We start from the raw sequence: 25353 nt of genomic DNA, 5'->3' as shown, positions 1-25353 counted from the left end.
GTGGACGGATTGAAAACGTACGAAGTGCGCACCTACGGGTGCCAGATGAACGTCCACGACTCCGAACGGCTGTCGGGGCTGCTGGAGGGCGCCGGCTACGTCCGCGCCGCCGAGGGCTCCGACGGCGACGCCGACGTCGTCGTCTTCAACACCTGCGCGGTCCGGGAGAACGCCGACAACCGCCTCTACGGCAACCTCGGCCGGCTCGCCCCCATGAAGACGAAGCGCCCGGGCATGCAGATCGCGGTGGGCGGCTGTCTGGCCCAGAAGGACCGCGACACCATCGTCCGGCGCGCCCCCTGGGTCGACGTCGTCTTCGGCACCCACAACATCGGCAAGCTGCCGGTGCTGCTGGAACGGGCCCGCATCCAGGAAGAGGCCCAGGTCGAGATCGCCGAGTCGCTGGAGGCGTTCCCGTCCACGCTGCCGACGCGCCGCGAGAGCGCCTACGCGGCCTGGGTATCGATCTCCGTCGGCTGCAACAACACCTGCACCTTCTGCATCGTCCCCGCCCTGCGCGGCAAGGAGAAGGACCGCCGCACCGGCGACATCCTCGCCGAGATCGAGGCCCTGGTCGCCGAGGGCGTCTCGGAGATCACGCTGCTCGGCCAGAACGTCAACGCCTACGGCTCGGACATCGGCGACCGCGAGGCGTTCAGCAAGCTGCTGCGCGCGTGCGGCGCGATCGAGGGACTGGAACGCGTCCGGTTCACCTCGCCGCACCCCCGGGACTTCACCGACGACGTGATCGCCGCCATGGCCGAGACCCCCAACGTCATGCCGCAGCTGCACATGCCGCTCCAGTCCGGCTCGGACACCGTGCTGAAGGCCATGCGCCGCTCCTACCGCCAGGAGCGCTACCTCGGCATCATCGAGAAGGTCCGTGCGGCCATCCCGCACGCCTCGATCACCACGGACATCATCGTGGGCTTCCCCGGCGAGACCGAGGAGGACTTCGAGCAGACCCTCCACGCGGTCCGCGAGGCCCGCTTCTCGCAGGCGTACACCTTCCAGTACTCCAAGCGCCCCGGCACCCCCGCGGCGGACATGCCCGACCAGATCCCCAAGGAGGTCGTGCAGGCCCGCTACGAGCGCCTGGTCGCCCTCCAGGAGGAGATCTCCTGGGACGAGAACAAGGCGCAGGTCGGTCGCACCCTCGACCTGATGGTGGCCGAGGGCGAGGGCCGCAAGGACGGCGCCACCCACCGGCTGTCCGGCCGCGCCCCCGACAACCGCCTCGTCCACTTCACCAAGCCCGCCGAGGAGGTCCGCCCCGGTGACGTGGTCACCGTGGAGATCACCTACGCCGCCCCCCACCACCTCCTCGCCGAGGGGGAGGCCCTGAAGGTGCGCCGCACCCGTGCGGGCGACGCCTGGGAGAAGCGGAACGCGCAGGAGACCGCGAAGCCCGCCGGGGTGCTGCTCGGCCTGCCCGGTATCGGCGTCCCCCAGCCCCTGCCCGCCGCACCGGGCGGCGCCTGCGGCAGCGCCTGCGACGCCGGCTGAGCCGCCCGGCCCCGGGCCCACTGGGAGTCACCCCCGTGCCGGGGCTACGCTGCCGATCATGCTTGTCGCCGCCGCCGTCTGCCCCTGTCCGCCCCTGCTCGTGCCCGAGGTCGCCTCGGGAGCCGCGCCGGAACTCGACGGGCTGCGCGCGGCGTGCGACGACGCGCTGCGGGACGTCCTGGCGGCCCGTCCCGATCTGATCGTGGCCGTCGGCCCCGCGGACGGCCCCGATCGGACCGGGTACCCGCAGGGCGCGCCCGGCACCTTCCGCACCTTCGGCGTTCCGCTGGACGTGAGCCTGGGGCGGGCGGAACCCGACGCCGACGCCCCGGGGCCCTCCCTGCCGGTGTCGCTGGCCGTCGGCGCCTGGCTGCTCGACCGGGCGGGCTGGACGGGACCGGTGCGGGGCCTGTCGGCGGGGTCCGATCGCGACCGCCGGGCCAACCACGGGGACGGCGCCCGTACGGCGGCGTCGGCCGACCGCGTCGCCCTGCTGGTACTGGGGGACGGCAGCGCCCGCCGGAGCCTCAAGGCACCCGGCTACCTGGACGAACGGGCCGAACGGGTCGACGCGGACCTCGCCCGCGCCCTCGGGCGGACGGACGACGGGACGTTCCTGCCCTCACTGGACGCCGATCTCGCCCGCGACCTGATGATCTCGGGGCGGTCCCCCTGGCAGGTGCTCGACGGTGCCGCGGACGGCGCCCGGCTGAGCGGGCGGCTCCTGTACGAAGCGGCGCCCTACGGGGTGGGCTACTTCGTGGCCTCCTGGAGCTGACGACCTCCCGGTCCGGGGGCCTCGTGGCGCCGCCGCCCGGGAACGCTCCCGGGCGGTCGCGCGTGCCTACTTGCGGGCGCCCTCGCCCGCCTCGTTGTCGGCGGCCCGCTCCGCGGACTGCTGCTTGGGGATCTCCACCGACTCGGTCGGGGCGCCGCGCTCGGTCACCGACGCCGCGGGAGCCGGCTCGGCCCGCTCGGACTCCGCGGGGGCGGACGCGTCCCCGGCGACCTCCGTGGCGGCGGCGGTCCCGGGGTCCGACCCGGGGTCCGACGCATCGGCGGCCGCCGGGTCGGCACCCGTCCCGTCCGTCCCGTCCGCCCGGCCCGCCGCCGGGTCGGCCGCCTTCTTCGACTTACGGAGGAAACGTGCGAAAACGCTCATGAAGTGCTCCATAACCTGCTCGTTCTGGTGACATCCTTCGCCGCTCCCGTGCGGCCCATTGCGCCGCCAGAGTTCCCCGTTCCTCGCTCACCGGCGCCAGGACCTCGCAACAGGCAACGACGTCGTACGCGGCCCGTCACGTAACTCGTTCGGGAAGCCCCGTGAGGTTTGCGAGACTGGTGCGGTGAGTACCGCACCCCCCGCGCCGCGGGTCATCGCCGTCGTCGGGCCGACCGCAGCAGGAAAGTCCGATCTGGGCGTCTTCCTCGCCCAGCGACTCGGCGGCGAGGTCGTCAACGCCGACTCGATGCAGCTCTACCGCGGGATGGACATCGGTACCGCCAAGCTGACGCCCGAGGAACGCGGGGGCGTCCCGCACCGACTCTTGGACATCTGGGACGTCACGGTGACCGCGAGCGTCGCCGAGTACCAGCGGCTGGCCCGTGCCGAGATCGACCGGCTGCTCGCCGCCGGCCGCTGGCCGGTCCTCGTCGGCGGCTCCGGGCTGTACGTCCGCGGCGCCATCGACCACCTGGAGTTCCCCGGCACCGACCCCGACGTACGGGCCCGCCTGGAGGAGGAACTCGCCCTGCGCGGCTCCGGCGCCCTGCACGCCCGGCTGGCCGCGGCCGACCCGCCGGCGGGTCGCGCGATCCTCCCGAGCAACGGGCGCCGGATCGTCCGGGCCCTCGAAGTGATCGAGATCACGGGGAAGCCCTTCACCGCCAACCTGCCCGGTCACGACTCGGTCTACGACACCGTGCAGATCGGGGTCGACGTCCCCCGCGCCGAGCTCGACGGGCGCATCTCCGCGCGCGTGGACCGGATGTGGGACGCCGGCCTGGTGGACGAGGTGCGCGCCCTGGCCGAACACGGTCTGCGTGACGGCCGCACCGCCTCGCGTGCGCTGGGGTACCAGCAGGTCCTCGCGGCGCTCGCGGGGGAGTGCAGCGAACAGGAAGCGCGCGACGAGACCGTACGCGCCACCAAACGCTTCGCGCGCCGTCAGGATTCGTGGTTCCGACGCGACCCCCGGGTGCATTGGCTCAGTGGCGCCGCGTCGGACCACGGGGAACTCCCGCAACGGGCGCTGGCGTTGCTCGAACGAGCGGTCACAGCCTGATCACGTGATGGCATCGGGACGCCCCGCCCGTCATCGGGGCCCCCGCCGCCGTGCCATCATCGAGCGACGATCGACCAGTGGAGTCCGGAGTGGGAGGGCGCGTGGCGATGGAGGCCGGCCCTCGACGAGACACCGCGCCAGAAGAACAGCGGGACGGACCTGACGACGCGGCCCGGCTGCCGCACGTGCCCGCCCCCGCCGTCGACGGGCTCACCTCCGACGGCCCCGACGCGACGGCCGAACCCGGCACCGTGGACGGACTGGCCCCCCGGGACCTCGACTCCAGCGTCGAGGTCGAGGTGGAACTGCGTCCCCAGCGCAAGCTGCGGCTGTGGCAGCTCGCCCCCATCGTCGGACTCAGCACCCTCGGCTCGCTGATGTTCGCCTTCCCCCTCGCCTTCGAGTTCGGGGACGGCGGTGCGGTCGTCGCCATGCTCGGGCTGCTGATCTGCTCCTGCGCCGCCGGGTGGGGCATGATGGCCGCCCGCCGCGTCGGCTACACCTGGCCCGGGCTCCCGCAGCGCGGCTCGGGCCGACGGGTCGACTGGCGGATCATCGCCCTGTACGTCGTCGTGGTCAGCGTGGTGGTCGTGCTCGCGGTGTGGCGCGTGGCGCGGCTGCGCTGAGGCGCTCCCCGGACCGCGTTTCCCTGCCCGGGCAGATCCGTCCCGGTGCTCCGAACGGCTGATTCCCCGCAGGGTGGCCGAAACGAACCGCCGTGGTTCCGCAACCGCCAACCCGTGATCCCTCCCTCGAATGGGTGATCCGTTTCACGCTCGACGGGAGCGGGTCCTGGGGGCGTGGTGGGCTCGGTAGCATCAAGCACCGGCCCGGACGGGAGAACACCCGCACACCTCCAGCAGTTGAACGTCTGGAGGCGACCGTTCCGCACCGCCGGTCGATGCAGCCGGAGGTGCCCATGAGCGCGGAGGCCACAAACCCTGCGACCCCCCTGTCCTTCACGCCCGGAGCACATCGCAAGCGCGGTCGCCCCCGCATCGACCTGCGCCGACTGGGACGGGCCGCCCTGCTGGGGCCGGCCGCCCGGGACCGACTGCCGGACGCCATCAGCCATGTGGTCGAGGCCCACCGCGCCCACCACCCGGACGCCGACAGCGAACCGCTGCACCGCGCCTACCTGCTCGCCGAGTCCTCGCACCGGGGGCAGATGCGCAAGAGCGGCGAGCCGTACATCACCCACCCGCTCGCGGTCACCCTGATCCTCGCCGAACTCGGCGCCGAAGCCACCACCTTGACGGCGTCCCTGCTCCACGACACCGTCGAGGACACCGAGGTGACCCTGGACCAGGTGCGCCGGGAGTTCGGCGACGAGGTCTGCTTCCTGGTCGACGGCGTCACCAAACTGGAGAAGGTCGACTACGGCGCCGCCGCCGAACCCGAGACCTTCCGCAAGATGCTCGTCGCCACGGGCAACGACGTCCGGGTGATGTCGATCAAACTCGCCGACCGGCTCCACAACATGCGCACCCTGAGCGTGATGCGTCGCGAGAAGCAGGAACGCATCGCCAAGGTCACCCGGGACGTCCTCATCCCGCTCGCCGAACGCCTCGGCGTCCAGGCCCTCAAGACCGAGCTGGAGGACCTCGTCTTCGCGATCCTCCACCCCGAGGAGTGCGCGCAGACCCGGCACCTCGTCAGCGAGAACGCGGCCCGGGCCGATGACCCGCTCGCCGACACCGCCGAAGCGGTGCGCGCCGTGCTGCGGGACGCCGACATCCCGGCCGAGGTCCAGATCAGACCGCGCCACCTGTTCTCCGTCAACCGGGTGCGCCACAAGCGCGGCGAGCTGCGCGGCGCCGACTTCGGACGGCTGCTGGTCCTCGTCGCCGAGGACGCCGACTGTTACGCCGTCCTCGGCGAACTGCACACCTGTTTCACCCCGGTCGTCTCGGAGTTCAAGGACTTCATCGCCGTACCGAAGTTCAACCTCTACCAGTCCCTGCACACCGCCGTGGCCCGCCGGGACGGCGAGGTCGTCGAGGTCCTGGTGCGCACCCAGCAGATGCACCGGACGGCGCAGGCCGGCGTCGTCGCCCTCGGCAGCCCCTACCCGAGCGGCGCCGACGAGGGCACGGCCCTGCCGGGGGGTCCGGCCGGCGCCGCAGGTCCGGAGGGCGCCAGGGTCAACGACGGCGAGCGGGCCGACCCCACCCGACCGGGCTGGCTCTCCCGCCTCCTGGAGTGGCAGCGCTCCGCCCCCGACCCCGACACCTTCTGGTCCGCCCTGCGCGAGGACCTCGCCCAGGACCGCGAGATCACCGTGTTCCGCACCGACGGCCGCACCCTCGGCCTCCCGGTCGGGGCCAGTTGCGTGGACGCCGCCTACGCGCAGTACGGCGAGGACGCCCACGCCTGCATCGGAGCCCGGGTCAACGGCCGCCTGGCGGCCCTCGGCACCGTGCTGCGCGACGGCGACACGGTGCAGCTGCTGATGAGCCAGGACACGGCGTCCGGCCCCTCCCGGGAGTGGCTGGACCACGCCGTGGCCCCGGGCGCACGGATCGCCATCCAACGCTGGCTCACCGATCACCCCGAGGCCGCCGAAACCCCCGAGGCCACCCCCCGGGCGCCCCAGCCGGCCCCCTCCTCCCGCCCGGTGGGCGCGGGCGCCCTCGTCGACATCCCCGGCGCCTCGGTACGCCTGGCGGGCTGTTGCACCCCCGTACCACCCGACGAGATCACCGCCTTCGCCGTGCGCGGGGGAGTCGTCACCGTCCACCGGGTCGCCTGCTCCTCGGTCACCCGGATGAAGGAGGTCGCCCGCCCCGAGGTCGGAGTGCGCTGGGGCGACACCGCCGAGTACCGCGTCACCCTGGTCGCCGAGTCCTTCGGACGCCCGCACCTCCTCGCCGACCTCACGGAGGCCATCGCCCAGGAAGGCGTCGCCGTGGTCTCGGCCACCGTCGAACCCCCCTCCCGCCAGCAGGTCCGCCACACGTACACCCTCCAACTCCCCGATGCGGCACGGCTGCCCGCCCTGATCAAGGCCATGCGCAACGTCGCCGGGGTCTACGACGTCAGCCGCGCCCAACACCCGGCGGTCGCCCCCTCGTAGCGCCCTGCCCGGCGACCCGCACCGGCGCCCACCGACCCGTTCGGGTGGGCGCGGCGCGAGTCGCCGGCGCCCACGGGCCGCCCGCTGGTAGCGGTGACCCATGCAGCTCACCGCCCGCACCAGGGCCCCCCGACCGTCCCGCCCCCCGGGCCCCAAGGCGCCCCGCACCAGGGGCGCGCTGCTCGCCGTCGCCGCCTCCGTCTGTCTGATCGCCGCCAGCGCCCCCGCGCCGCTGGCCCCGGCGGGCGTCGGCGACCGGCTCTTCCCCTACCTCGGCAACCCCGGGTACGACGTGCACGCCTACGACGTGTCCCTCACCTACACCGGCTCGCCCGACGACCCCGTGACGGGCGTGACCCGGATCGACGCCCGGGCCACCGCCCGGCTGGAGTGGTTCCACCTGGACCACACGGCCGGCGAGGTCGACGCGGTCGAGGTCGACGGGGCGCCCGCCCGCTTCGCCAAGGCCGGGGAGGACCTCGTCGTCACCCCCGACCGCCCCGTCCTCCCCGGGACCCGGCTGGGCGTCACCGTGCGCCACACCAGTGACCCGTCACCCGGCGAGGACGGCGAGGGCGGCTGGATCCGCACCGCCGACGGACTGGTGACGGCGGGCCAGCCCGACGCCGCCCACCGCGTCTTCCCCTGCAACGACCACCCCTCGGACAAGGCCCGCTTCACCTTCCGCGTCACCGCACCCCGCGCCCTCACCACGGTCGCGAACGGGCTGCCCGCGGGCGTCGAGGAACACGGCGACACCACCACCCGCACCTTCCGCACCGTGCACCCCATGGCCACCGAACTGGCCCAGGTCTCCATCGGGACGTCCACCGTCCGGCACCGCCCCGGCCCGCACGGGCTGCCCCTGCGGGACGTCGTGCCCCGCAAGGACCGCGCCGCGCTGGAACCCTGGCTGCGCCGCACGCCCGACCAGATCGACTGGCTGGAGCGCAAGCTCGGCGGCTACCCCTTCGAGACGTACGGGGTGCTGGTCGCCGAGGCGGACACCGGGTTCGCCCTGGAGACGCAGACGCTCAGCCTGTTCGAACGGGACTTCTTCCTGGGCGGCCGGTTCCCGGACTGGTACATCGAGTCGATCATGGTGCACGAGCTCGTCCACCAGTGGTTCGGCAACAGCGTCAGCCCCCGCGTCTGGTCCGACGTCTGGCTCAATGAGGGCCACGCCACCTGGTACGAGGCCCTCCACGCCGATGAGCACGGCCACCAGGCGCTGGACGTGCGGATGCGCGCCGCCTACCGGGCGTCCGACGCGTGGCGGGCCGCCGGCGGGCCGCCCGCGCAGCCGAAGGTGCCCGCCCCCGGTCAGGGCGGCAGCATCTTCCGCCCGGTCGTCTACGACGGGGCCGCCCTCGTCCTGTACGCCCTGCGCCAGGAGATCGGCCACCGCGCCTTCGAACGGCTGGAGCGGACCTGGGTGACCACCCACCGTGACTCCACGGCCACCACGCAGGACTTCGTCGACCTCGCATCGGCGGTCGCCGCCCGGGACCTGCGGGGCTTCCTCGGCGACTGGCTCTACGGCACCACCACCCCGCCGATGCCCGGCCACCCCGAGTGGAGCACCGCCGCGCCCGCGAAGAAGAAGTCGGGGGCCGCCCGGTCGTGACACCGCGGACCGGGGCTCCGTTCGACCGAACGGAAAACCCCCGTGACGAGACGACCCGTTCCGTGCGACCATCGTCAGGTCGGCGGCGCTGCGCCGGCCCGGTGGGAAACCACCCGGGCCGGGAGGGTTCCGGGAATCTCCGGACGCTCCCGCACGTTCACCGATTGACGGGGCATCCCTCCGTCAGCGCTTTCACGGGGTGGGGCCCGAGGCCCGTCCCCGCACTGCTCCCCATCGACGTAAGGATCAAATGACCTCCTCTTCTTCCCCTTCCCAGGACGCGCAGACACTCCCGCTGAACAGCACCGAAGGTCTTCGGGCCGATGCCCTGATGGAAGAGGACGTCGCCTGGAGCCACGAGATCGACGGCGCCCGGGACGGCGAGCAGCTCGACCGCTCCGAGCGGGCGGCCCTGCGGCGCGTCGCGGGCCTGTCGACCGAGCTGGAGGACGTCACCGAGGTCGAGTACCGCCAGCTGCGGCTGGAGCGGGTCGTCCTCGTCGGTGTCTGGACCTCGGGCAGTGCACAGGACGCGGAGAATTCCCTCGCCGAACTGGCCGCGCTCGCCGAGACGGCCGGCGCCCAGGTGCTCGACGGCGTGATCCAGCGCCGCGACAAGCCCGACGCGGCCACGTACATCGGCTCCGGCAAGGCCCGCGAGCTGCTGGACCTGGTCGTGGAGTCCGGTGCCGACACCGTCATCTGCGACGGCGAGCTCTCCCCCGGGCAGCTCATCCACCTCGAAGACGTCGTCAAGGTCAAGGTCATCGACCGGACGGCGCTGATCCTCGACATCTTCGCCCAGCACGCCAAGTCCCGTGAGGGCAAGGCGCAGGTGGCGCTGGCGCAGATGCAGTACATGCTGCCCAGGCTCCGCGGTTGGGGCCAGTCCCTGTCGCGTCAGATGGGCGGCGGCAAGGGCGGCGGGCTCGCCACCCGCGGTCCCGGTGAGACCAAGATCGAGACGGACCGGCGGCGCATCCGCGAGAAGATGGCCAAGATGCGCCGCGAGATCGCGGAGATGAAGACCGGCCGCGACATCAAGCGCCAGGAACGGCGCCGCAACAAGGTCCCCTCGGTCGCCATCGCGGGCTACACCAACGCCGGGAAGTCCTCGCTGCTCAACCGTCTGACCGGGGCGGGCGTCCTGGTCGAGAACTCCCTGTTCGCCACCCTCGACCCGACCGTGCGCCGGGCCGAGACCCCCGGCGGCCGGGTCTACACCCTCGCCGACACCGTCGGATTCGTCCGGCACCTGCCGCACCACCTCGTCGAGGCGTTCCGCTCCACGATGGAGGAGGTCGGGGACTCCGACCTCATCCTGCACGTCGTGGACGGCTCGCACCCGGCGCCGGAGGAGCAGCTCGCCGCGGTCCGGGAGGTCATCCGTGACGTGGGCGCCACCCATGTGCCCGAGATCGTGGTGATCAACAAGGCCGACGCGGCGGACCCGCTCGTCCTCCAGCGGCTGATGCGGATCGAGAAGCACTCCCTCGCGGTGTCCGCCCGTACCGGCGAAGGCATCCCCGAGCTGCTGGCGCTGATCGACTCCGAACTGCCCCGGCCCAAGATCGCGGTCGAGGCGCTGGTGCCGTACACGCACGGCAAGCTCGTCGCCCGGGCCCACTCCGAGGGCGAGGTGACCTCGGAGGAGCACACCGCCGAGGGCACCCTGCTCCAGGTCCTGGTCCACGAGGAGCTCGCCGCCGAACTGGCGCCGTACGTGCCCGCGGCCACCGCACAGCGGGTCACCGCCTGAACGCGACCCGCACCGGCTGACCACAGCACCGTGCCCCGCCCGCCTCCACCGGAGGTCGGACGGGGCACGGTGTCATTGCCGCTACTGTCCGGCGAACTTCTTGCTCACCGAGTCGTACACGCCCTTGGCCTCGGCGCCCAGGTGGGGCCCCGCCAGCCAGCCGGCCGTGACCGGGCCGATCGAGGTGTTGGAGATCAGCACCGACTCGCCGTCCGAGCCCTGACCGATCCAGCCGCCGCCCGAGGAACCGGCGGTCATGGTGCAGCCGATGCGGTACATCGTCGGGGCGTCCGCCGTGAGCGACAGTCGGCCCGGCTTGTCCTGGCACTGGCGCATCTGCTGTCCGTCGAACGGAGCCGCGGCCGGGTAGCCCTTGGCCGTCAGGCTCTCGATCTGCGCCACCGCCGGGGCGTCGAAGTCGACCTCCAGCGCCGTGCCCACCGTCTCCTCCAGCGACTTGCCGGTGCCCTTCTCGGGCGTCACGTGCAGCACCGCGAAGTCGTACGGAGCGCCCGCGCCACCGGTCGGGCCGCCCTGCTCGATCCACTGCGTCGAGGTCTGCGCCCAGTCGGACCACCACACCCCGAGCGGGGCGACGTCCTCACGCGACGCCGTCTCCAGCTGGGCCGCCGACTTGCCCTCGCCGTTGTACGAGGGCACGAAGGCGATGTTGCGGTACCAACCGCCGCTCTTGCCCGCGTGCACGCAGTGCCCCGCCGTCCACACCAGGTTGGACTTGCCGGGGTTCGCCGGGTCCTTGACGACCGTCGCCGAGCAGACCATCGAGCCGTCGGGGCCGTCGAAGAAGACCTTGCCCGCCTCCGGCGCGTCCTTCTGGTACGGAGCGCTCACCGGCTGCGCGTCCACCGGCTTCGGCGTCGGGTCGGTCACCCCCTGGTCGTCGGAGATGTCCCCCTCCTCGACGCCCTGGTCGGGCTGTTCGGCGTCCCGCATCCGGTCCGGGTCCCAGAGACCGTCGATGATCGGGTTGACGAAGTCCTGCGCCTCGCGCAGCCAGGTGTCCTTGTCCCAGTCCTTCCAAGCGCCGTCCCGCCACTTGTCCAGGTCGATCCCGTGGTCCTTGAGCCGGTTCTTGATGTCGTCCGGGATCTTGATCTTGCCGTCGTCCGCCGGGGTCTCCTGCGCCGTCGACTGACCACCCGCGGTGTCGTCCTCAGAGCCGCAGGCCGTCGCGGTGAGCGCGAGCGCCGCGCCGAGTGCGACCATGACCGTCACCGGCCTCCTGCGGTGCGCGCTCCCTCCACGGCGCGCGGTGAAGAGCGGGCGTATGGATCGCATGGTGTGACTCCCCCTGGTTCGGGACGGTGGGTACTGCCGGGGCCGGTGGAATTGGCGGAACCGTTCGAGCGGGGCGCCGTGTTCGCGGGCGCCACCGGGTCCGTTCCGGCCGAACGGCTCCCCCACACTATGTCGGTGCCGTGCAGGACGACCGACGGAACGGCAACGGTTCCGTCACGGCAAGGATCTTCGGATCGGCCCGTGATCCACGGCAACTCCCGTCGTTGGTAGGTACGGGGGGCCCGCCACAGACGTTCGGCCCCCGTGCCGATCCGCCCCCCGACGGGGCGGGCACCGGCCCCTACGCAGCGGGAGGAACGACAGGCGTGGCCGTGACCGAGCCCTCGGCGGTGACCACCGCACACGAGGGGATCCTCCACCGACAGTCGACCAGGGAGTCCGCGGCGCGCACCTACGCCCGCGCCCTGCCGATCGTTCCGGTGCGCGCCCGTGGACTGACCATCGAGGGAGCCGACGGCCGTCGGTACCTGGACTGTCTCTCCGGCGCCGGTTCCCTCGCCCTCGGCCACAACCACCCCGTCGTCCTGGCCGCGATCCGCAAGGTCCTCGACTCCGGCGCCCCGCTCCACGTCCTCGACCTCGCGACGCCCGTCAAGGACGCCTTCATCACGGAACTCTTCCGGACCCTGCCCGCCGGACTCGCCGGACGGGCCCGCATCCAGTTCTGCGGGCCCGCCGGCACCGACGCCGTCGAAGCCGCCCTCAAGCTCGCCCGCACCGCCACCCGCCGCGAGGGCGTCCTCGCGTTCACCGGTGCCTACCACGGCATGACGGCCGGAGCCCTCGCCGCGTCCGGGGGAGCGCCGGAGGTACGCGTCACCCGGCTCCCCTACCCGCAGGACTACCGCTGCCCGTTCGGCACCGGAGGCCCCCGGGGCGCCGAACTCTCCGCGCGCTGGACCGAATCCCTCCTCGACGACCGCAAGTCAGGGGTCCCCCACCCGGCCGCGATGATCCTGGAACCCGTGCAGGGCGAGGGCGGCGTCATCCCCGCCCCCGACGACTGGCTGCGTCGGATGCGGGCCCTCACCGCGGCCCGGGACATCCCCCTGATCGTGGACGAGGTGCAGACCGGCGTCGGCCGCACCGGTGCCTTCTGGGCGGTCGAGCACAGCGGAGTGACCCCCGACGTCATGGTCCTCTCCAAGGCGATCGGCGGCAGCCTCCCGCTCGCCGTCATCGTCTACCACCAGGACCTCGACGTCTGGCAACCCGGTGCGCACGCCGGAACCTTCCGCGGCAACCAACTGGCGATGGCCGCCGGGACCGCGACCCTCGCGTACGTCCGCGAACACGGCCTCGCCGACCGCGCCGCCGTCCTCGGCGCCCGCATGGTCGGACAGCTCCAGGCCCTGGCCGCCGAGCACCCCTGCGTCGGAGACGTACGGGGCCGCGGACTGATGATCGGCATCGAACTGGTCGACCCCGAGGCCGAGGTGCTGACCGCGCCCGGGCCGCCGCCCGCCGCCCCCGAGTTGGCCGCCGCCGTCCAACGGGCCTGCCTCCAACGCGGCCTCATCGTGGAACTCGGCGGCCGGGACGCCAGCGTCGTGCGCATCCTGCCGCCGCTCACCCTCACCGACGAACAGGCCACCGCCGTCCTCGACCGCCTCGCCGACGCCGTCGCCGCAGCGTCCCGCGCCTTCCGTCCCCGCCCGTGACCGTGCGGCGGCCCCCGCCGCCGCACGCCCTCCCGGGAACCCCCGCCCCCGGGCCCCCTTCCCGGGCCCCGCAGGAAGAACGACAACACCGAGTAGCGGCCCGTCACCGCACGGGCCGGACAACCCCCCAAGGAAGCCCTGTTGAACGCCATCCCCGCACCCGACCGCCGTCCCCCTCACCACGCGGGAGGGCTGTGTGCCGCACCGTCCCCGTCGGAGACGGAGCCCGGTACGGTTCCCCGGCAGAAGGGAGGGAGCCGCGATGCGGAGCGGCTGCGCGGCGCCACCGCCGACCTGCTGGACCACCCCGACCCGCACACCGCGGCCCAGGCCGCGGCCGTCGAGAACCTCCTGCGCTGCTGGGTCCGGGAGAACGACCTGCCCGCCCCCGCACAGGGCACCCTGCGCCTGACCCTGCACTCCAGCGCCACCACCCTGCTCGTCCCGGTGCAGTACTGGTCCGTCACCGGTTGGCACCGCTTCGGCCCGCCCTACGTCGAGGGCGCCCCCGAGACCGCGCCGCCCGTCGACGCGGTCACCCTCGCCGCCCTGCTGAGCCGCGAGGCCACCGCCCAGGACGACGGCGGGGACCTCGTCGGACGGGTCGCCGACTCGGTCCGCCGCACCGTCACCTTCGTCACCGACCGGCGGCGCCGACCCGAGGACGGCCCCGACCTCTTCCTCTCCGGTGAACAGTCCCTGCTGCTCGGCCACCCGCTGCACCCCACCCCCAAGAGCCGCGAAGGGCTCTCGGACGCCGAAACCACCCGCTACTCACCGGAGTTGCGCGGCTCCTTCGCCCTGCACTGGCTCGCCGTCGCCCCTGGCGTACTGGCCGCCGACTCGGCCTGGACGGAGCACGGCAGGACCGTCCCCGCGGACCGCCTCACCGCCCGGCTCGCCGGCACCGAACTGCCCCTGCCCGACGGACACGCCGCGCTGCCCGTGCACCCCTGGCAGATCCGCGACCTCGCCCTGCGGCCCGACACCCGTGAACTCCTCGACCGGGGACTCCTGCGCGACCTCGGGACCCACGGCCCCGCCTGGTACCCGACCTCGTCCGTCCGCACCCTCTACCGCCCCGGCGCGGACGCCATGCTGAAGCTGTCGCTGGGCCTGCGGATCACCAACTCCCGCCGGGAGAACCTCCGCAAGGAACTCCACCGCGGGGTGGAGGTCCACCGCCTGCTGCAAGCCGGACTCGCCGAACGGTGGCAGGCCGCACACCCCACCTTCGACATCGTCCGCGACCCGGCCTGGCTCGCCGTCACGGGAACCGACGGCCGGCCGGTGCCCGGACTCGACGTGATGATCCGTCACAACCCCTTCACCGACGGCAGCGACGCGCAGTGCGTGGCCGGACTGCTCACCCCCCGGCCCGCGGCGGGCCGGCGCACCGGCACCGACTCCCCGGCCGCCCCGCCGAACGCGACCGTGCGCTCCCGGCTCTGCGAGATCGTGACCCGCCTCGCCGGTCGCACCGGATGCCCGCGCGGAGCGGTCGCCGCCGAGTGGTTCCTGCGCTACCTCCAGCAGGTGGTCCGCCCGGTGCTCTGGCTCGACAGCGAGGCCGGCATCGCCCTGGAGGCCCACCAGCAGAACACCGTGCTGCTCCTCGACCCCGAGGGGTGGCCGACCGGCGGACGCTACCGCGACAACCAGGGCTACTACTTCCGCGAGTCCCACCGCACCGCACTCGACCGCCGACTGCCCGGCATCGGCGAGCACAGCGACACCTTCGTCTCCGACGAGGTCACCAACGAGCGCTTCGCGTACTACCTCGCCATCAACAACGTCTTCGGACTGATCGGCGCCCTCGGTTCCCAGCGCCTCGCCGACGAGCGCCTGCTCCTCGCCGCCTTCCGCCGCTTCCTCGCCGAGGCCGCGACCGGACCCGACCGCCTGAACTCCCCCCTGCCCGCCCTGCTGCTCGACACCCCCGCACTGCGGTGCAAGGCCAATCTGCTCACCCGGCTGCACGGCCTCGACGAACTGGTCGGCCCCGTCGACACCCAGTCCGTGTACGTCACCATCGCCAACCCCCTCCACTCCTGCGGGACATGACCCGTCCCGTGGACCGAGAACACCCCGCCGCGCCCGCCGCCCCCGCTGCCGTCGATCGGCACGGCGGGGGCGGTGCGCAGCCGGCGGCCCCCGGGCGGCACGTCCCGCACGGGCCCGGCCCCGGACGGCCGCCGGCCGGGCCCGACCTCCTGGACGGCCTCGCCGACTGGCGGCCCGCCCCCACCCGGGCCGGGGTCCTGCGCCTGCTCCCGGTCGTGCTCGAGCGGGACCTCGCCCTGCTCAGCCACTGGATGAACGACCCCGCGGTGGCGGCCTTCTGGGAACTCTCCGGGCCCCCGTCCGTCACCGAAGGGCACCTCGACCCGCAACTCGCCGGGGACGGCCGCAGCATCCCCTGCCTGGGGCTCCTCGACGGCACCCCGATGAGCTACTGGGAGATCTACCGGGCCGACCTCGACCCGCTGGCCCGCCACTACCCGGCCCGCCCCCACGACACCGGCGTCCACCTCCTCGTCGCCGGCGCCTCCCGCCGCGGACGCGGCCTCGGCTCCCTCCTGCTGGGGGCCGTCAGCGAGCAGATCCTGCGCCACCGCCCCGCGTGCACCCGGATCGTCGCCGAGCCGGACCGGCGCAACGCCGCCTCGGTCGCCGCGTTCCGCCGGGCGGGGTTCCGGCTCGCCGCCGAGGTGGCCCTCCCCGACAAGACGGCCGCGCTGATGATCCGGGACCGCTCCCCGTGCGCTCCACCGTGATCCCGTCGCCCCGCGCACCCCGCCCGACCCGATCCGGTTCCCTCCCGAGGAGTACCCGTGCCGAGTCCTTCCGCCGAGACCCCCGGCGCCCCCTGGACACCGTCCGTTCCCACCGAGCTGACCCGTGAGAACTGGGCCCGGGTCGGCCAGCGCCTGCTCGCCAAGATGCTCGGCGAGTTCGCCTACGAAGAGATCATCCGGCCGCTGCCCGAGCCCGGGCGCGCCACGGACCCGCACCCGGGACCGGGCGACGGCCCGCCCGACGGGCAGGCGACCGACCTCCCGGACCGGGCCGTCGACCTCGCCGCCTACACCCTCGTCCTCGACGCCCCCTCCACCCACCTCACCTTCCACGCCCGCCGCCACGCGTACGGCGGCTGGCACGTCGACCCCGACACCATCACCCTCACCGAGGTGGGGGCCTGGCCCCGGTCGTTCGGTGATCCTCTGGAGTTCCTGGCGCGCGCCCGCAAGACCCTCGGCATCGACGGCGCCACCCTCGGCCACGTGATCCGGGAGCTCACCGCGACCCTCGCCGCCGACGCCCGGCTCGACCACTTCGCCGTCCCCGCCGCCACCCTCGCCGACCTGTCCTACGCCGACCTCGAAGGGCACCAGGCCGGCCACCCGTGGCTGGTGCTCAACAAGGGCCGGCTCGGCTTCTCCGCCTCCGACACGGCACGCTGGGCCCCGGAGGCGCGCACCGCCCTCGCCCTGCCCTGGATCGCGGTCCACACCGACCTCGCGACCTACCGCGGCGTGCGCGGCCTCGACCGGGCGGACGACCTCTACGCCGGCGAACTCGCCCCACCGACCAGGGAGGCGTTCGCGACGGTCCTGCGGGAACGCGGCGTCGACCCGTCCGCGTACCTGTACCTGCCGGTGCACCCCTGGCAGTGGGACGACGTGGTGCTCCCGCTCTTCGCCCCCTCCGTGGCCTGTGACGCGATCATCCCGCTACCCACCGACGGCGACGAGCGGCTGCCCCAACAGTCGATCCGCACCTTCCTGAACGTCTCCCGCCCCGAGCGGCACACCGTGAAACTGCCGCTGTCGGTGCTCAACACCCTCGTGTGGCGCGGACTGCCCACCGAACGCACCCTCGCCGCCCCCGCCGTCACCGGGTGGATGCTGGACCTGCGGGACGCGGACCCCTTCCTCAGCGAGGAGTGCCGGGTCATCCTTCTGGGTGAGGTCGCCTCCGTGACCGTCGAGCACCCCGTTTACGACACCCTCCGCGAGGTGCCGTACCAGTACAAGGAACTCCTGGGCGCGATCTGGCGGGAACCGGTGGGACGCCACCTGCGGCCGGGGGAGCGGGCCCGCACCCTCGCCGCCCTGCTGCACGTCGACCCCGGCGGGCGGTCCTTCACCGCGGAACTCGTCGCCCGGTCCGGTCTGGAACCCCGGACCTGGCTGCGCCGCCTCTTCGCCGCCCTGCTCCCGCCCCTGCTGCGCTTCCTCTACAAGTACGGAACCGTTTTCTCACCCCACGGCGAGAACACCATCGTCGTCTTCGACGAGGACGACGTACCGGTCAGGCTCGCGGTGAAGGACTTCGTGGACGACGTGAACGTCAGCTCCGAACGCCTGCCCGAACACGCCGCCATGCCCGACGAGGTGCGCGAGATCCTGCTCACCGAGCCGCCCGGCTTCCTGACCCAGTTCATCCACTCCGGCCTGTTCGTCGGGGTCTTCCGCTACCTCGCGCCCCTGTACCAACAGCAGCTCGGCGTGCCGGAGCGGGACTTCTGGGCGCTGGCCCGGGCCGAGATCCTGCGCCACCACGGCCGCTTCCCGGAGCTCAAGGAACGGTACGAGACCTTCGACCTGTTGACCCCGGAGATCGCCCGACTCTGTTTGAACCGCAACCGGCTCCACCTCGACGGGTACCGGGACCGGGCCGAACGGCCGCACGCGGCGGTGCACGGCACGGTTCCCAACCCCCTGCACGCCCCCTGACGCCGCCCGGCGCCCCGGCGTCCGCCCGGAACCGACCCGTGCGGTTCCGGGCGGGACCGGTGTACGGACGGCCACTGTCGGACCCACGGACTAGGCTGTTCGACCTATGACCAAGTCCTCTCTCCCCGAGCTCCTGCACGCCGCCGTCACCGCCGTCGGCGGCACGGAACGCCCCGGCCAGGTGACCATGGCCGAAGCGGTCGCCGAGGTCATCGACGACGGTTCCCACCTGCTGGTCCAGGCCGGTACCGGTACGGGAAAGTCCCTCGGCTACCTGGTCCCGGCGCTGGCCCACGGGGAGCGCGTCGTCGTGGCCACCGCGACCCTCGCCCTCCAGCGCCAGCTGGTGGAACGGGACCTGCCCCGCACGGTCGACGCGCTGCATCCGCTGCTGCGCCGCCGCCCCCAGTTCGCGATGCTCAAGGGCCGCTCGAACTACCTGTGCCTGCACCGGCTGCACGAGGGGGTGCCCCAGGACGAGGACGAGGGGCTCTTCGACCAGTTCGAGGCCGCCGCCCCGTCCAGCAAGCTGGGCCAGGACCTGTTGCGGCTGCGGGACTGGTCCGGCGACACCGAGAGCGGTGATCGCGACGACCTCAGCCCCGGGGTGTCCGACCGCGCCTGGTCGCAGGTCTCGGTCTCTTCGCGGGAGTGCCTGGGCGCCACGCGCTGCGCGTACGGCGCGGAGTGCTTCGCGGAGACGGCCAGGGAACAGGCGAAGCTCGCCGACGTCGTCGTCACCAACCACGCGCTGCTCGCCATCGACGCCATCGAGGGCGCCCCGGTGCTGCCGCAGCACGAGGTGCTGATCGTGGACGAGGCCCATGAGCTCGTCTCACGGGTCACCGGGGCGGCCACCGGCGAGCTGACCCCCGGGCAGGTCAACCGGGCCGTGCGCCGGGCCGCCAAGCTGGTCAACGAGAAGGTGGCCGACCAGCTCCAGACCGCGGCCGAGGGCTTCGAGCGGGTCATGGAGCTGGCCCTGCCGGGCCGGCTGGAGGAGGTGCCCGAGGACCTCGGGTACGCCTTGCTGGCGTTGCGGGACGCCACCCGGAACGTGATCGTGGCGCTCGGTTCGACCCGCGACAAGTCGGTGCAGGACGAGGACGCGGTGCGCAAGCAGGCCCTCGCCTCCGTCGAGGGGGTGCACGCGGTCGCGGAGCGGGTCACCCTGGGCTCCGAGTACGACGTCGTCTGGTACGAGCGGCACGACCGCTTCGGCGCCTCGCTCCGGGTCGCGCCGCTGTCCGTGTCGGGGCTGCTGCGCGAGAAGCTGTTCACCGAACGTTCGGTGGTCCTCACCTCGGCCACCCTGAAGCTGGGCGGTGACTTCAACGGGGTGGGGGCCTCCCTGGGGCTCGCCCCGGAGGGCACGGCCGCACCCGGGGACGAGGAGCAACCCGTCTGGAAGGGCCTGGACGTCGGCTCGCCCTTCGACTACCCGAAACAGGGCATCCTCTACGTCGCCAAGCACCTGAACCGGCCCGCCCGGGACGGTGACCGGTCGGACATGCTGGACGAGCTGACGGAGCTGATCCAGGCCGCCGGGGGCCGCACCCTGGGGTTGTTCTCCTCCATGCGGGCCGCCCAGAACGCGGCCGAGGAACTGCGCTCACGGATTCCCGAGTACCCGATCCTGCTCCAGGGCGAGGAGACGCTCGGCGAGCTGATCAAGAACTTCGCGGCGGACCCCCGGACCTGTCTGTTCGGCACGCTGTCGCTGTGGCAGGGCGTCGACGTGCCGGGCCCGAGCTGTCAGCTGGTCGTCATGGACAAGATCCCGTTCCCGCGGCCGGACGATCCGCTGATGAGCGCCCGGCAGAAGGCGGTCGAGGAGGCGGGGGGCAACGGCTTCATGGCGGTGGCCGCGACGCACGCGGCGCTGTTGATGGCCCAGGGCGCGGGGCGTCTGGTCCGTGCCTCGGGTGACCGCGGGGTGGTCGCCGTTCTGGATCCCCGGTTGGCCACGGCCCGCTACGGGAGCTATCTCAAGTCCTCGCTCCCCGACTTCTGGTCCACCACCGACCGCAACCAGGTGCGCCGGTCCCTCACGGCGATCGATGCGGCGTCCCCGGCGGACTGACCGGGGCTCGGGGCAAGAACAGACCCCGGAACCAGGCGCAGGAGGTTCCGGGGTCGGCTAGGGGGAGTGGTCGTCCTGCTCGCGGGGGAGGGGCTCAGATGCGCCGCAGCACCGCGACGACCTTGCCGAGGATCGTCGCCTCGTCGCCGGGGATCGGCTGGTACGCGGAGTTGTGCGGCAGCAGCCACACATGGCCGTCCTCCCGCTTGAAGCGCTTGACGGTGGCCTCGCCGTCCAGCATGGCGGCCACGATGTCGCCGTTCTCGGCGACGGGCTGACGCCGGACGGTCACCCAGTCGCCGTCGCAGATCGCCGCCTCGATCATGGAGTCGCCGACGACCTTGAGCACGAAGAGTTCGCCGTCGCCCACGAGCTGCCGGGGCAGCGGGAACACGTCCTCGACGGACTCCTCGGCGAGGATCGGGCCACCGGCCGCGATGCGACCCACGAGCGGGACGTACGAGGCGGCCGGCTTGCCGGCGGTGTCCGTCGGCTGCGCGGTGGGCTGGTCGGAGCCGCGCACCTCGTAGGCGCGGGGGCGGTGCGGGTCGCGGCGGAGGAAGCCCTTGCGCTCCAGCGCCATCAACTGGTGGGCCACGGAAGAGGTGCTGGACAGTCCGACGGCCTGCCCGATCTCCCGCATGGACGGCGGGTAGCCCCGTCGCTGGACGGAATCCCTGATGACCTCGATGACCCGTCGTTGACGGTCGGTGAGCCCCGAACTGTCCGCCCGGATGCCGGGAGGTCGGCCGGGCAAGGACCGTGTGGGCTTGGGCCCCTCCGGGTTCGTGGCTGCGTCTGTCATGGCGTGCACCGCCTCCAGTCGGCCCTGGGCACGGTCGTGGGCGGTGATGGTGACACTGTCTGCGGTGGTGGTCATGATCGGCAGCCCCTCTCGGATGTTCTCCCTAGCTAGCCAACGGTAGTTGCTTTCGAAAGGTTGCGCCAAACACACGTTCGAGTGAAAAAACGGGGAGGTCCTGACGTGATCGGGCGTCCGGGTGTATGGCCTACGTCTGCATGTGCGGAGGGGGCCTGATCGTCCACGCGTGCGGGCGTGGGTCTTTCGGTCCTCCGGGCCGCGCCGCCGCAGGCCAGTGTGCCACCAGGGGGTCGCGGGGCAAGGCGGCGCCCCGGTCGGCGGTGCTCGCCCCCGGGCCGCTACCGTGGTCCGCGGACCGGTCGGATCCGGTCGGTCCGGTCGGTCCGGTCGGTCCGGTCGGGGCGGCGTACCCGCGTCACCGTCCGCGGGGCGGCCCGTTCCGTAGGCCCGCAGAGCCGGCCGGGCCGTGACGGAGCGCAGTGGTCCGGTCCCCCGTGAGGCCCGTGGAGTGCGCCCCTTTCCGGGGTGCACCGGCCGCCGTCGGTCCGCGCGCACGTCTCGTGATCCGTCAGCGCCCTACTGCCGTCGGCAGGTGGCCCGTTGCGGGCCGGGCCGGGGCCGGTGTTACTCGCCGGTTTATGCGCTGGATCACGACACGCGCAGCCTGTGAATTGCAGCCAAACCCCAGATGTAGTGGTTGGATTGCGGTGACAGCCCAGAAGTTGTGGTCCCGGGGTCTTCGGCTCTCCGGTCATCGCCTATGCTGGGGGCTGCTTCGACGGGGCTGATGCCCCCGAGAAGCCCCGGAGACGTGCCCTGAAGGAGGCTTGAACGCGATGCACTGCCCCTTCTGTAGGCACCCCGACAGCCGTGTGGTCGACAGTCGTACGACCGACGACGGCACGTCGATCCGCAGGCGCCGCCAGTGCCCCGATTGCTCCCGTCGATTCACGACCGTGGAGACCTGCTCACTGATGGTGGTCAAGCGCAGCGGAGTGACGGAGCCCTTCAGTCGCACGAAGGTCATCAACGGCGTGCGCAAGGCCTGCCAGGGGCGGCCCGTCACGGAGGACGCCCTCGCCCAGCTCGGCCAGCGGGTCGAGGAGGCGGTGCGGGCCACCGGCAGTGCCGAGCTGACCACGCACGACGTGGGTCTGGCCATACTCGGCCCGCTGCAAGAGCTCGACCTCGTCGCCTACCTGCGGTTCGCGTCCGTCTACCGGGCGTTCGACTCGTTGGAGGACTTCGAGGCCGCCATCGTGGAGCTGCGGGCGCACCCCGAGCGGGCGCCCACCGGTGGCGCCGCGGGCGAGGGGCCCGCGACCGCCGAGCGCGGGCCGGGACGGAACCCGACGGTTCCCGCGCCCGCCGCGGCCGGCGGCTGATCACACTCCGGACCGGGTGGGGTCACCCGGGACCGTGCGGTCGACAACGACCACTCACTTTTGCTGAGGGCGGCCACCAGGACGTCCGCAGCGCGCAACAGCACACCGTGCCGAGGGAAGAACGCGGCACTTCAGGGCGTTATCGCCCGATACAGGGAGGCGGCATGACAGAGACGGCGAGCGGTCCGGCACGGGGTTCCCGCGCCAAGGGGGCCAAGGCCACCAAGGGGCTGCGCATGGAACGTGTCCACACCACCCCGGGCGTGCACCCGTACGACGAGGTGGCTTGGGAACGCCGTGATGTCGTGATGACCAACTGGCGCGACGGCTCGATCAACTTCGAGCAGCGCGGCGTCGAGTTCCCCGACTTCTGGTCGGTGAACGCGGTCAACATCGTCACCAGCAAGTACTTCCGCGGCGCGGTGGGCACACCGCAGCGCGAGACCGGGCTCAAGCAGCTCATCGACCGGATCGTCAAGACGTACCGGAAGGCCGGTGAGGACTACAAGTACTTCGCCTCGCCCGCCGACGCCGAGATCTTCGAGCACGAGCTGGCGTACGCCCTGCTGCACCAGGTCTTCAGCTTCAACTCCCCGGTCTGGTTCAACGTCGGTACGCCCCAGCCGCAGCAGGTGTCGGCCTGCTTCATCCTGGCCGTCGACGACTCCATGGAGTCGATCCTCGACTGGTACAAGGAAGAGGGCATGATCTTCAAGGGCGGCTCCGGGGCCGGCCTGAACCTCTCCCGCATCCGCTCCTCCAAGGAACTGCTGTCCTCCGGCGGCAACGCCTCGGGGCCGGTCTCCTTCATGCGCGGGGCCGACGCCTCCGCCGGAACGATCAAGTCGGGCGGCGCCACCCGTCGCGCGGCCAAGATGGTCATCCTCGACGTCGACCACCCCGACATCGAGGACTTCATCCAGACCAAGGTCAAGGAGGAGGAGAAGATCCGCGCCCTGCGCGACGCGGGCTTCGACATGGACCTGGGCGGCGACGACATCACGTCCGTCCAGTACCAGAACGCCAACAACTCGGTCCGGGTGAACGACGCCTTCATGAAGGCCGTCGAGAACGGCGAGAAGTTCGGTCTGCGGGCGCGGATGACCGGCGAGGTCATCGAAGAGGTCGACGCCAAGTCCCTGTTCCGCAAGATGGCGGAGGCCGCCTGGGCCTGCGCCGACCCGGGCATCCAGTACGACGACACCATCAACCAGTGGCACACCTGTCCCGAGTCCGGCCGCATCAACGGCTCGAACCCGTGCAGCGAGTACATGCACCTGGACAACACCTCGTGCAACCTCGCCTCGCTGAACCTGATGAAGTTCCTGAAGGACGACGGCAAGGGCAACCAGTCCTTCGACTCGGAGCGCTTCGCCAAGGTCGTCGAGCTGGTCATCACCGCGATGGACATCTCCATCTCGTTCGCCGACTTCCCGACCCAGAAGATCGGTGAGAACACCCGCGCCTTCCGCCAGCTCGGCATCGGGTACGCCAACCTGGGCGCCCTGCTGATGGCGACCGGCCACGCGTACGACTCCGACGGCGGTCGGGCCCTCGCCGGTGCGATCACCTCGCTGATGACCGGCACCTCGTACCGCCGCTCCGCGGAGTTGGCCGCGGTCGTGGGTCCGTACGACGGGTACGCCCGCAACGCCCAGCCGCACCTGCGCGTCATGAAGCAGCACGCCGACGCCAACGGCCTGGCCGTGCGCGCGGACGACCTGGACACCTCGGTGTGGGCCGCCGCCACCGAAGCCTGGCAGGACGTGCTCCGCCTCGGTGAGAAGAACGGGTTCCGCAACGCGCAGGCGTCCGTGATCGCGCCCACCGGCACCATCGGCCTGGCCATGTCCTGCGACACCACGGGTCTGGAGCCCGACCTCGCGCTGGTCAAGTTCAAGAAGCTGGTCGGCGGCGGCTCGATGCAGATCGTCAACGGGACCGTGCCGCAGGCACTGCGCCGCCTGGGCTACCAGGAGGAGCAGATCGAGGCGGTCGTCGCCCACATCGCCGAGAACGGCAACGTGGTGGACGCCCCCGGCCTGAAGACCGAGCACTACGAGGTCTTCGACTGCGCCATGGGCGAGCGCTCGATCTCCGCGATGGGTCACGTCCGGATGATGGCCGCGATCCAGCCGTGGATCTCGGGCGCGCTCTCCAAGACCGTCAACATGCCGGAGTCCGCCACCGTCGAAGAGGTCGAGGAGATCTACTTCGAGGCGTGGAAGATGGGCGTCAAGGCCCTCGCGATCTACCGCGACAACTGCAAGGTCGGCCAGCCCCTCTCCGCGAAGAAGAAGGACGAGCCGGCGCAGGCGGAGATCACCGAGAAGGCCGAGGAGACCATCCGGGCCGCGGTCGAGAAGGTCGTCGAGTACCGTCCCGTGCGCAAGCGGCTCCCCAAGGGGCGCCCCGGGATCACCACGTCCTTCACGGTCGGTGGCGCCGAGGGGTACATGACGGCCAACTCCTACCCGGACGACGGGCTCGGCGAGGTCTTCCTGAAGATGTCCAAGCAGGGCTCGACCCTCGCGGGCATGATGGACGCCTTCTCGATCGCCGTCTCCGTGGGCCTCCAGTACGGGGTGCCCCTGGAGACCTACGTCTCGAAGTTCACCAACATGCGCTTCGAGCCGGCCGGCATGACGGACGACCCGGACGTGCGGATGGCGCAGTCGATCGTCGACTACATCTTCCGTCGTCTGGCGCTGGACTTCCTGCCCTTCGAGACCCGCTCCGCACTCGGCATCCACTCCGCCGACGAGCGCCAGCGGCACCTGGAGACCGGCTCCTACGAGCCCACCGACGACGAGCTGGACGTCGAGGGACTCGCCCAGTCGGCGCCCCGCCAGACGGAGACGCTGAAGGCCGTGCCCGTGCCGAAGGTCGAGGTTCCGGTGGCCGAGGCCGCCGCCCCCCGGCAGGTGCACACCAGCGCCGAACTGGTGGAGATGCAGTTGGGCATCCAGGCGGACGCGCCGCTGTGCTTCTCCTGCGGGACGAAGATGCAGCGCGCCGGCTCCTGCTACATCTGCGAGGGCTGCGGCTCCACCAGCGGGTGCAGCTGAGCCTGAGCGGCAGCGCGTCGT

17 protein-coding genes are annotated in these 25353 nt (G+C 72.3%); 14 read left to right on the top strand and 3 right to left on the bottom strand.

The window, feature by feature from the left end; genetic code table 11:
- Complete coding sequence (miaB, locus tag ACFYOU_RS16175; protein WP_391306327.1) at positions 1–1506, top strand: tRNA (N6-isopentenyl adenosine(37)-C2)-methylthiotransferase MiaB; 1506 nt, start codon at positions 1–3, stop codon at positions 1504–1506.
- 58 nt (positions 1507–1564) lie between these two features.
- Positions 1565–2284 (top strand): class III extradiol dioxygenase subunit B-like domain-containing protein, encoded by a 720-nt coding sequence (locus ACFYOU_RS16170; RefSeq protein ID WP_391306258.1) that lies wholly within the window; start codon positions 1565–1567, stop codon positions 2282–2284.
- 66 nt (positions 2285–2350) lie between these two features.
- Here ACFYOU_RS16170 and ACFYOU_RS16165 read toward each other — a convergent pair whose 3' ends face one another.
- Complete coding sequence (locus ACFYOU_RS16165; RefSeq protein WP_391306256.1) at positions 2351–2668, bottom strand: hypothetical protein; 318 nt, start codon at positions 2666–2668, stop codon at positions 2351–2353.
- 184 nt (positions 2669–2852) lie between these two features.
- Between ACFYOU_RS16165 and miaA the strand changes: the two genes are divergently transcribed.
- The 5 genes from miaA (at position 2853) to hflX (ending at position 10253) form a co-directional block, all read left to right on the top strand.
- A complete protein-coding gene (gene miaA, locus ACFYOU_RS16160) occupies positions 2853–3791 on the top strand; it encodes a tRNA (adenosine(37)-N6)-dimethylallyltransferase MiaA (RefSeq protein ID WP_391306254.1) in 939 nt (312 codons plus the stop codon).
- Positions 3792–3898: 107 nt separating this feature from the next.
- Positions 3899–4417 carry a hypothetical protein gene (locus ACFYOU_RS16155; protein ID WP_391306325.1) on the top strand — a complete coding sequence of 173 codons (519 nt, stop codon included), beginning with the start codon at positions 3899–3901 and terminating at the stop codon, positions 4415–4417.
- A gap of 293 nt (positions 4418–4710) precedes the next feature.
- On the top strand, positions 4711–6867 hold the full coding sequence (locus tag ACFYOU_RS16150) for an HD domain-containing protein (protein ID WP_391306253.1): 2157 nt from the start codon (positions 4711–4713) through the stop codon (positions 6865–6867).
- Between the two features lie 100 nt (positions 6868–6967).
- Positions 6968–8494 (top strand): M1 family aminopeptidase, encoded by a 1527-nt coding sequence (locus ACFYOU_RS16145; protein ID WP_391306251.1) that lies wholly within the window; start codon positions 6968–6970, stop codon positions 8492–8494.
- 250 nt (positions 8495–8744) lie between these two features.
- Positions 8745–10253, top strand: coding sequence for a GTPase HflX (gene hflX / locus ACFYOU_RS16140; RefSeq protein ID WP_391306249.1), 1509 nt, complete (start codon positions 8745–8747; stop codon positions 10251–10253).
- An 81-nt stretch (positions 10254–10334) separates the two neighbouring features.
- Here hflX and ACFYOU_RS16135 read toward each other — a convergent pair whose 3' ends face one another.
- On the bottom strand, positions 10335–11552 hold the full coding sequence (locus ACFYOU_RS16135) for a trypsin-like serine peptidase (RefSeq protein WP_389767935.1): 1218 nt from the start codon (positions 11550–11552) through the stop codon (positions 10335–10337).
- 326 nt (positions 11553–11878) lie between these two features.
- On the opposite strand from ACFYOU_RS16135, the gene ACFYOU_RS16130 reads away from it, so the two are divergent.
- The 5 genes from ACFYOU_RS16130 to ACFYOU_RS16110 all read left to right on the top strand — a co-directional run bounded on the left by ACFYOU_RS16130 (position 11879) and on the right by ACFYOU_RS16110 (position 20056).
- On the top strand, positions 11879–13234 hold the full coding sequence (locus tag ACFYOU_RS16130; protein WP_391306246.1) for a diaminobutyrate--2-oxoglutarate transaminase family protein: 1356 nt from the start codon (positions 11879–11881) through the stop codon (positions 13232–13234).
- 141 nt (positions 13235–13375) lie between these two features.
- The gene (locus ACFYOU_RS16125) at positions 13376–15298 is read left to right on the top strand and encodes an IucA/IucC family protein (protein ID WP_391306244.1); all 1923 of its coding nucleotides are present in this window, start codon (positions 13376–13378) and stop codon (positions 15296–15298) included.
- Positions 15295–16011: a GNAT family N-acetyltransferase gene (locus tag ACFYOU_RS16120; RefSeq protein ID WP_391306242.1), complete on the top strand. Its 717-nt coding sequence runs from the start codon at positions 15295–15297 to the stop codon at positions 16009–16011. The genes ACFYOU_RS16125 and ACFYOU_RS16120 overlap by 4 nt, the downstream gene beginning before the upstream one ends.
- A 57-nt stretch (positions 16012–16068) precedes the next feature.
- Entirely contained in the window at positions 16069–17973 is a 1905-nt protein-coding gene (locus ACFYOU_RS16115; RefSeq protein ID WP_391306240.1) for an IucA/IucC family protein, read from the top strand.
- Between the two features lie 106 nt (positions 17974–18079).
- Positions 18080–20056, top strand: a complete 1977-nt coding sequence (locus tag ACFYOU_RS16110; RefSeq protein WP_391306239.1) for a helicase C-terminal domain-containing protein — start codon at positions 18080–18082, stop codon at positions 20054–20056.
- 94 nt (positions 20057–20150) lie between these two features.
- On the opposite strand, the gene lexA is transcribed toward ACFYOU_RS16110, so the two are convergent.
- Positions 20151–20936, bottom strand: coding sequence for a transcriptional repressor LexA (gene lexA, locus ACFYOU_RS16105; protein ID WP_387006596.1), 786 nt, complete (start codon positions 20934–20936; stop codon positions 20151–20153).
- 779 nt (positions 20937–21715) lie between these two features.
- Between lexA and nrdR the strand changes: the two genes are divergently transcribed.
- Together nrdR and ACFYOU_RS16095 are read left to right on the top strand one after the other, a co-directional pair.
- The gene (gene nrdR, locus ACFYOU_RS16100) at positions 21716–22264 is read left to right on the top strand and encodes a transcriptional regulator NrdR (protein WP_389768039.1); all 549 of its coding nucleotides are present in this window, start codon (positions 21716–21718) and stop codon (positions 22262–22264) included.
- Between the two features lie 164 nt (positions 22265–22428).
- Positions 22429–25332 (top strand): vitamin B12-dependent ribonucleotide reductase, encoded by a 2904-nt coding sequence (locus ACFYOU_RS16095; RefSeq protein ID WP_391306236.1) that lies wholly within the window; start codon positions 22429–22431, stop codon positions 25330–25332.
- The last annotated feature ends 21 nt before the right edge of the window (positions 25333–25353 follow it).

Source organism: Streptomyces sp. NPDC005955, from assembly GCF_042871255.1.
Lineage (GTDB): Bacteria > Actinomycetota > Actinomycetes > Streptomycetales > Streptomycetaceae > Streptomyces.
The sequence above is the reverse complement of the archived record's forward strand: the minus strand, read 5'-3'. Positions and strand labels throughout refer to the sequence as shown.

Excerpts from the sequence above, each read along its gene's own strand:
- ACFYOU_RS16170 (WP_391306258.1), top strand. The coding sequence starts at position 1,565 with ATGCTTGTCGCCGCCGCCGTCTGCCCCTGTCCGCCCCTGCTCGTGCCC.
- ACFYOU_RS16165 (WP_391306256.1), bottom strand. The coding sequence starts at position 2,668 with ATGAGCGTTTTCGCACGTTTCCTCCGTAAGTCGAAGAAGGCGGCCGAC.
- ACFYOU_RS16155 (WP_391306325.1), top strand. The coding sequence starts at position 3,899 with ATGGAGGCCGGCCCTCGACGAGACACCGCGCCAGAAGAACAGCGGGAC.
- ACFYOU_RS16150 (WP_391306253.1), top strand. The coding sequence starts at position 4,711 with ATGAGCGCGGAGGCCACAAACCCTGCGACCCCCCTGTCCTTCACGCCC.
- ACFYOU_RS16145 (WP_391306251.1), top strand. The coding sequence starts at position 6,968 with ATGCAGCTCACCGCCCGCACCAGGGCCCCCCGACCGTCCCGCCCCCCG.
- hflX (WP_391306249.1), top strand. The coding sequence starts at position 8,745 with ATGACCTCCTCTTCTTCCCCTTCCCAGGACGCGCAGACACTCCCGCTG.
- ACFYOU_RS16135 (WP_389767935.1), bottom strand. The coding sequence starts at position 11,552 with ATGCGATCCATACGCCCGCTCTTCACCGCGCGCCGTGGAGGGAGCGCG.
- ACFYOU_RS16120 (WP_391306242.1), top strand. The coding sequence starts at position 15,295 with ATGACCCGTCCCGTGGACCGAGAACACCCCGCCGCGCCCGCCGCCCCC.
- ACFYOU_RS16110 (WP_391306239.1), top strand. The coding sequence starts at position 18,080 with ATGACCAAGTCCTCTCTCCCCGAGCTCCTGCACGCCGCCGTCACCGCC.
- lexA (WP_387006596.1), bottom strand. The coding sequence starts at position 20,936 with ATGACCACCACCGCAGACAGTGTCACCATCACCGCCCACGACCGTGCC.
- nrdR (WP_389768039.1), top strand. The coding sequence starts at position 21,716 with ATGCACTGCCCCTTCTGTAGGCACCCCGACAGCCGTGTGGTCGACAGT.
- ACFYOU_RS16095 (WP_391306236.1), top strand. The coding sequence starts at position 22,429 with ATGACAGAGACGGCGAGCGGTCCGGCACGGGGTTCCCGCGCCAAGGGG.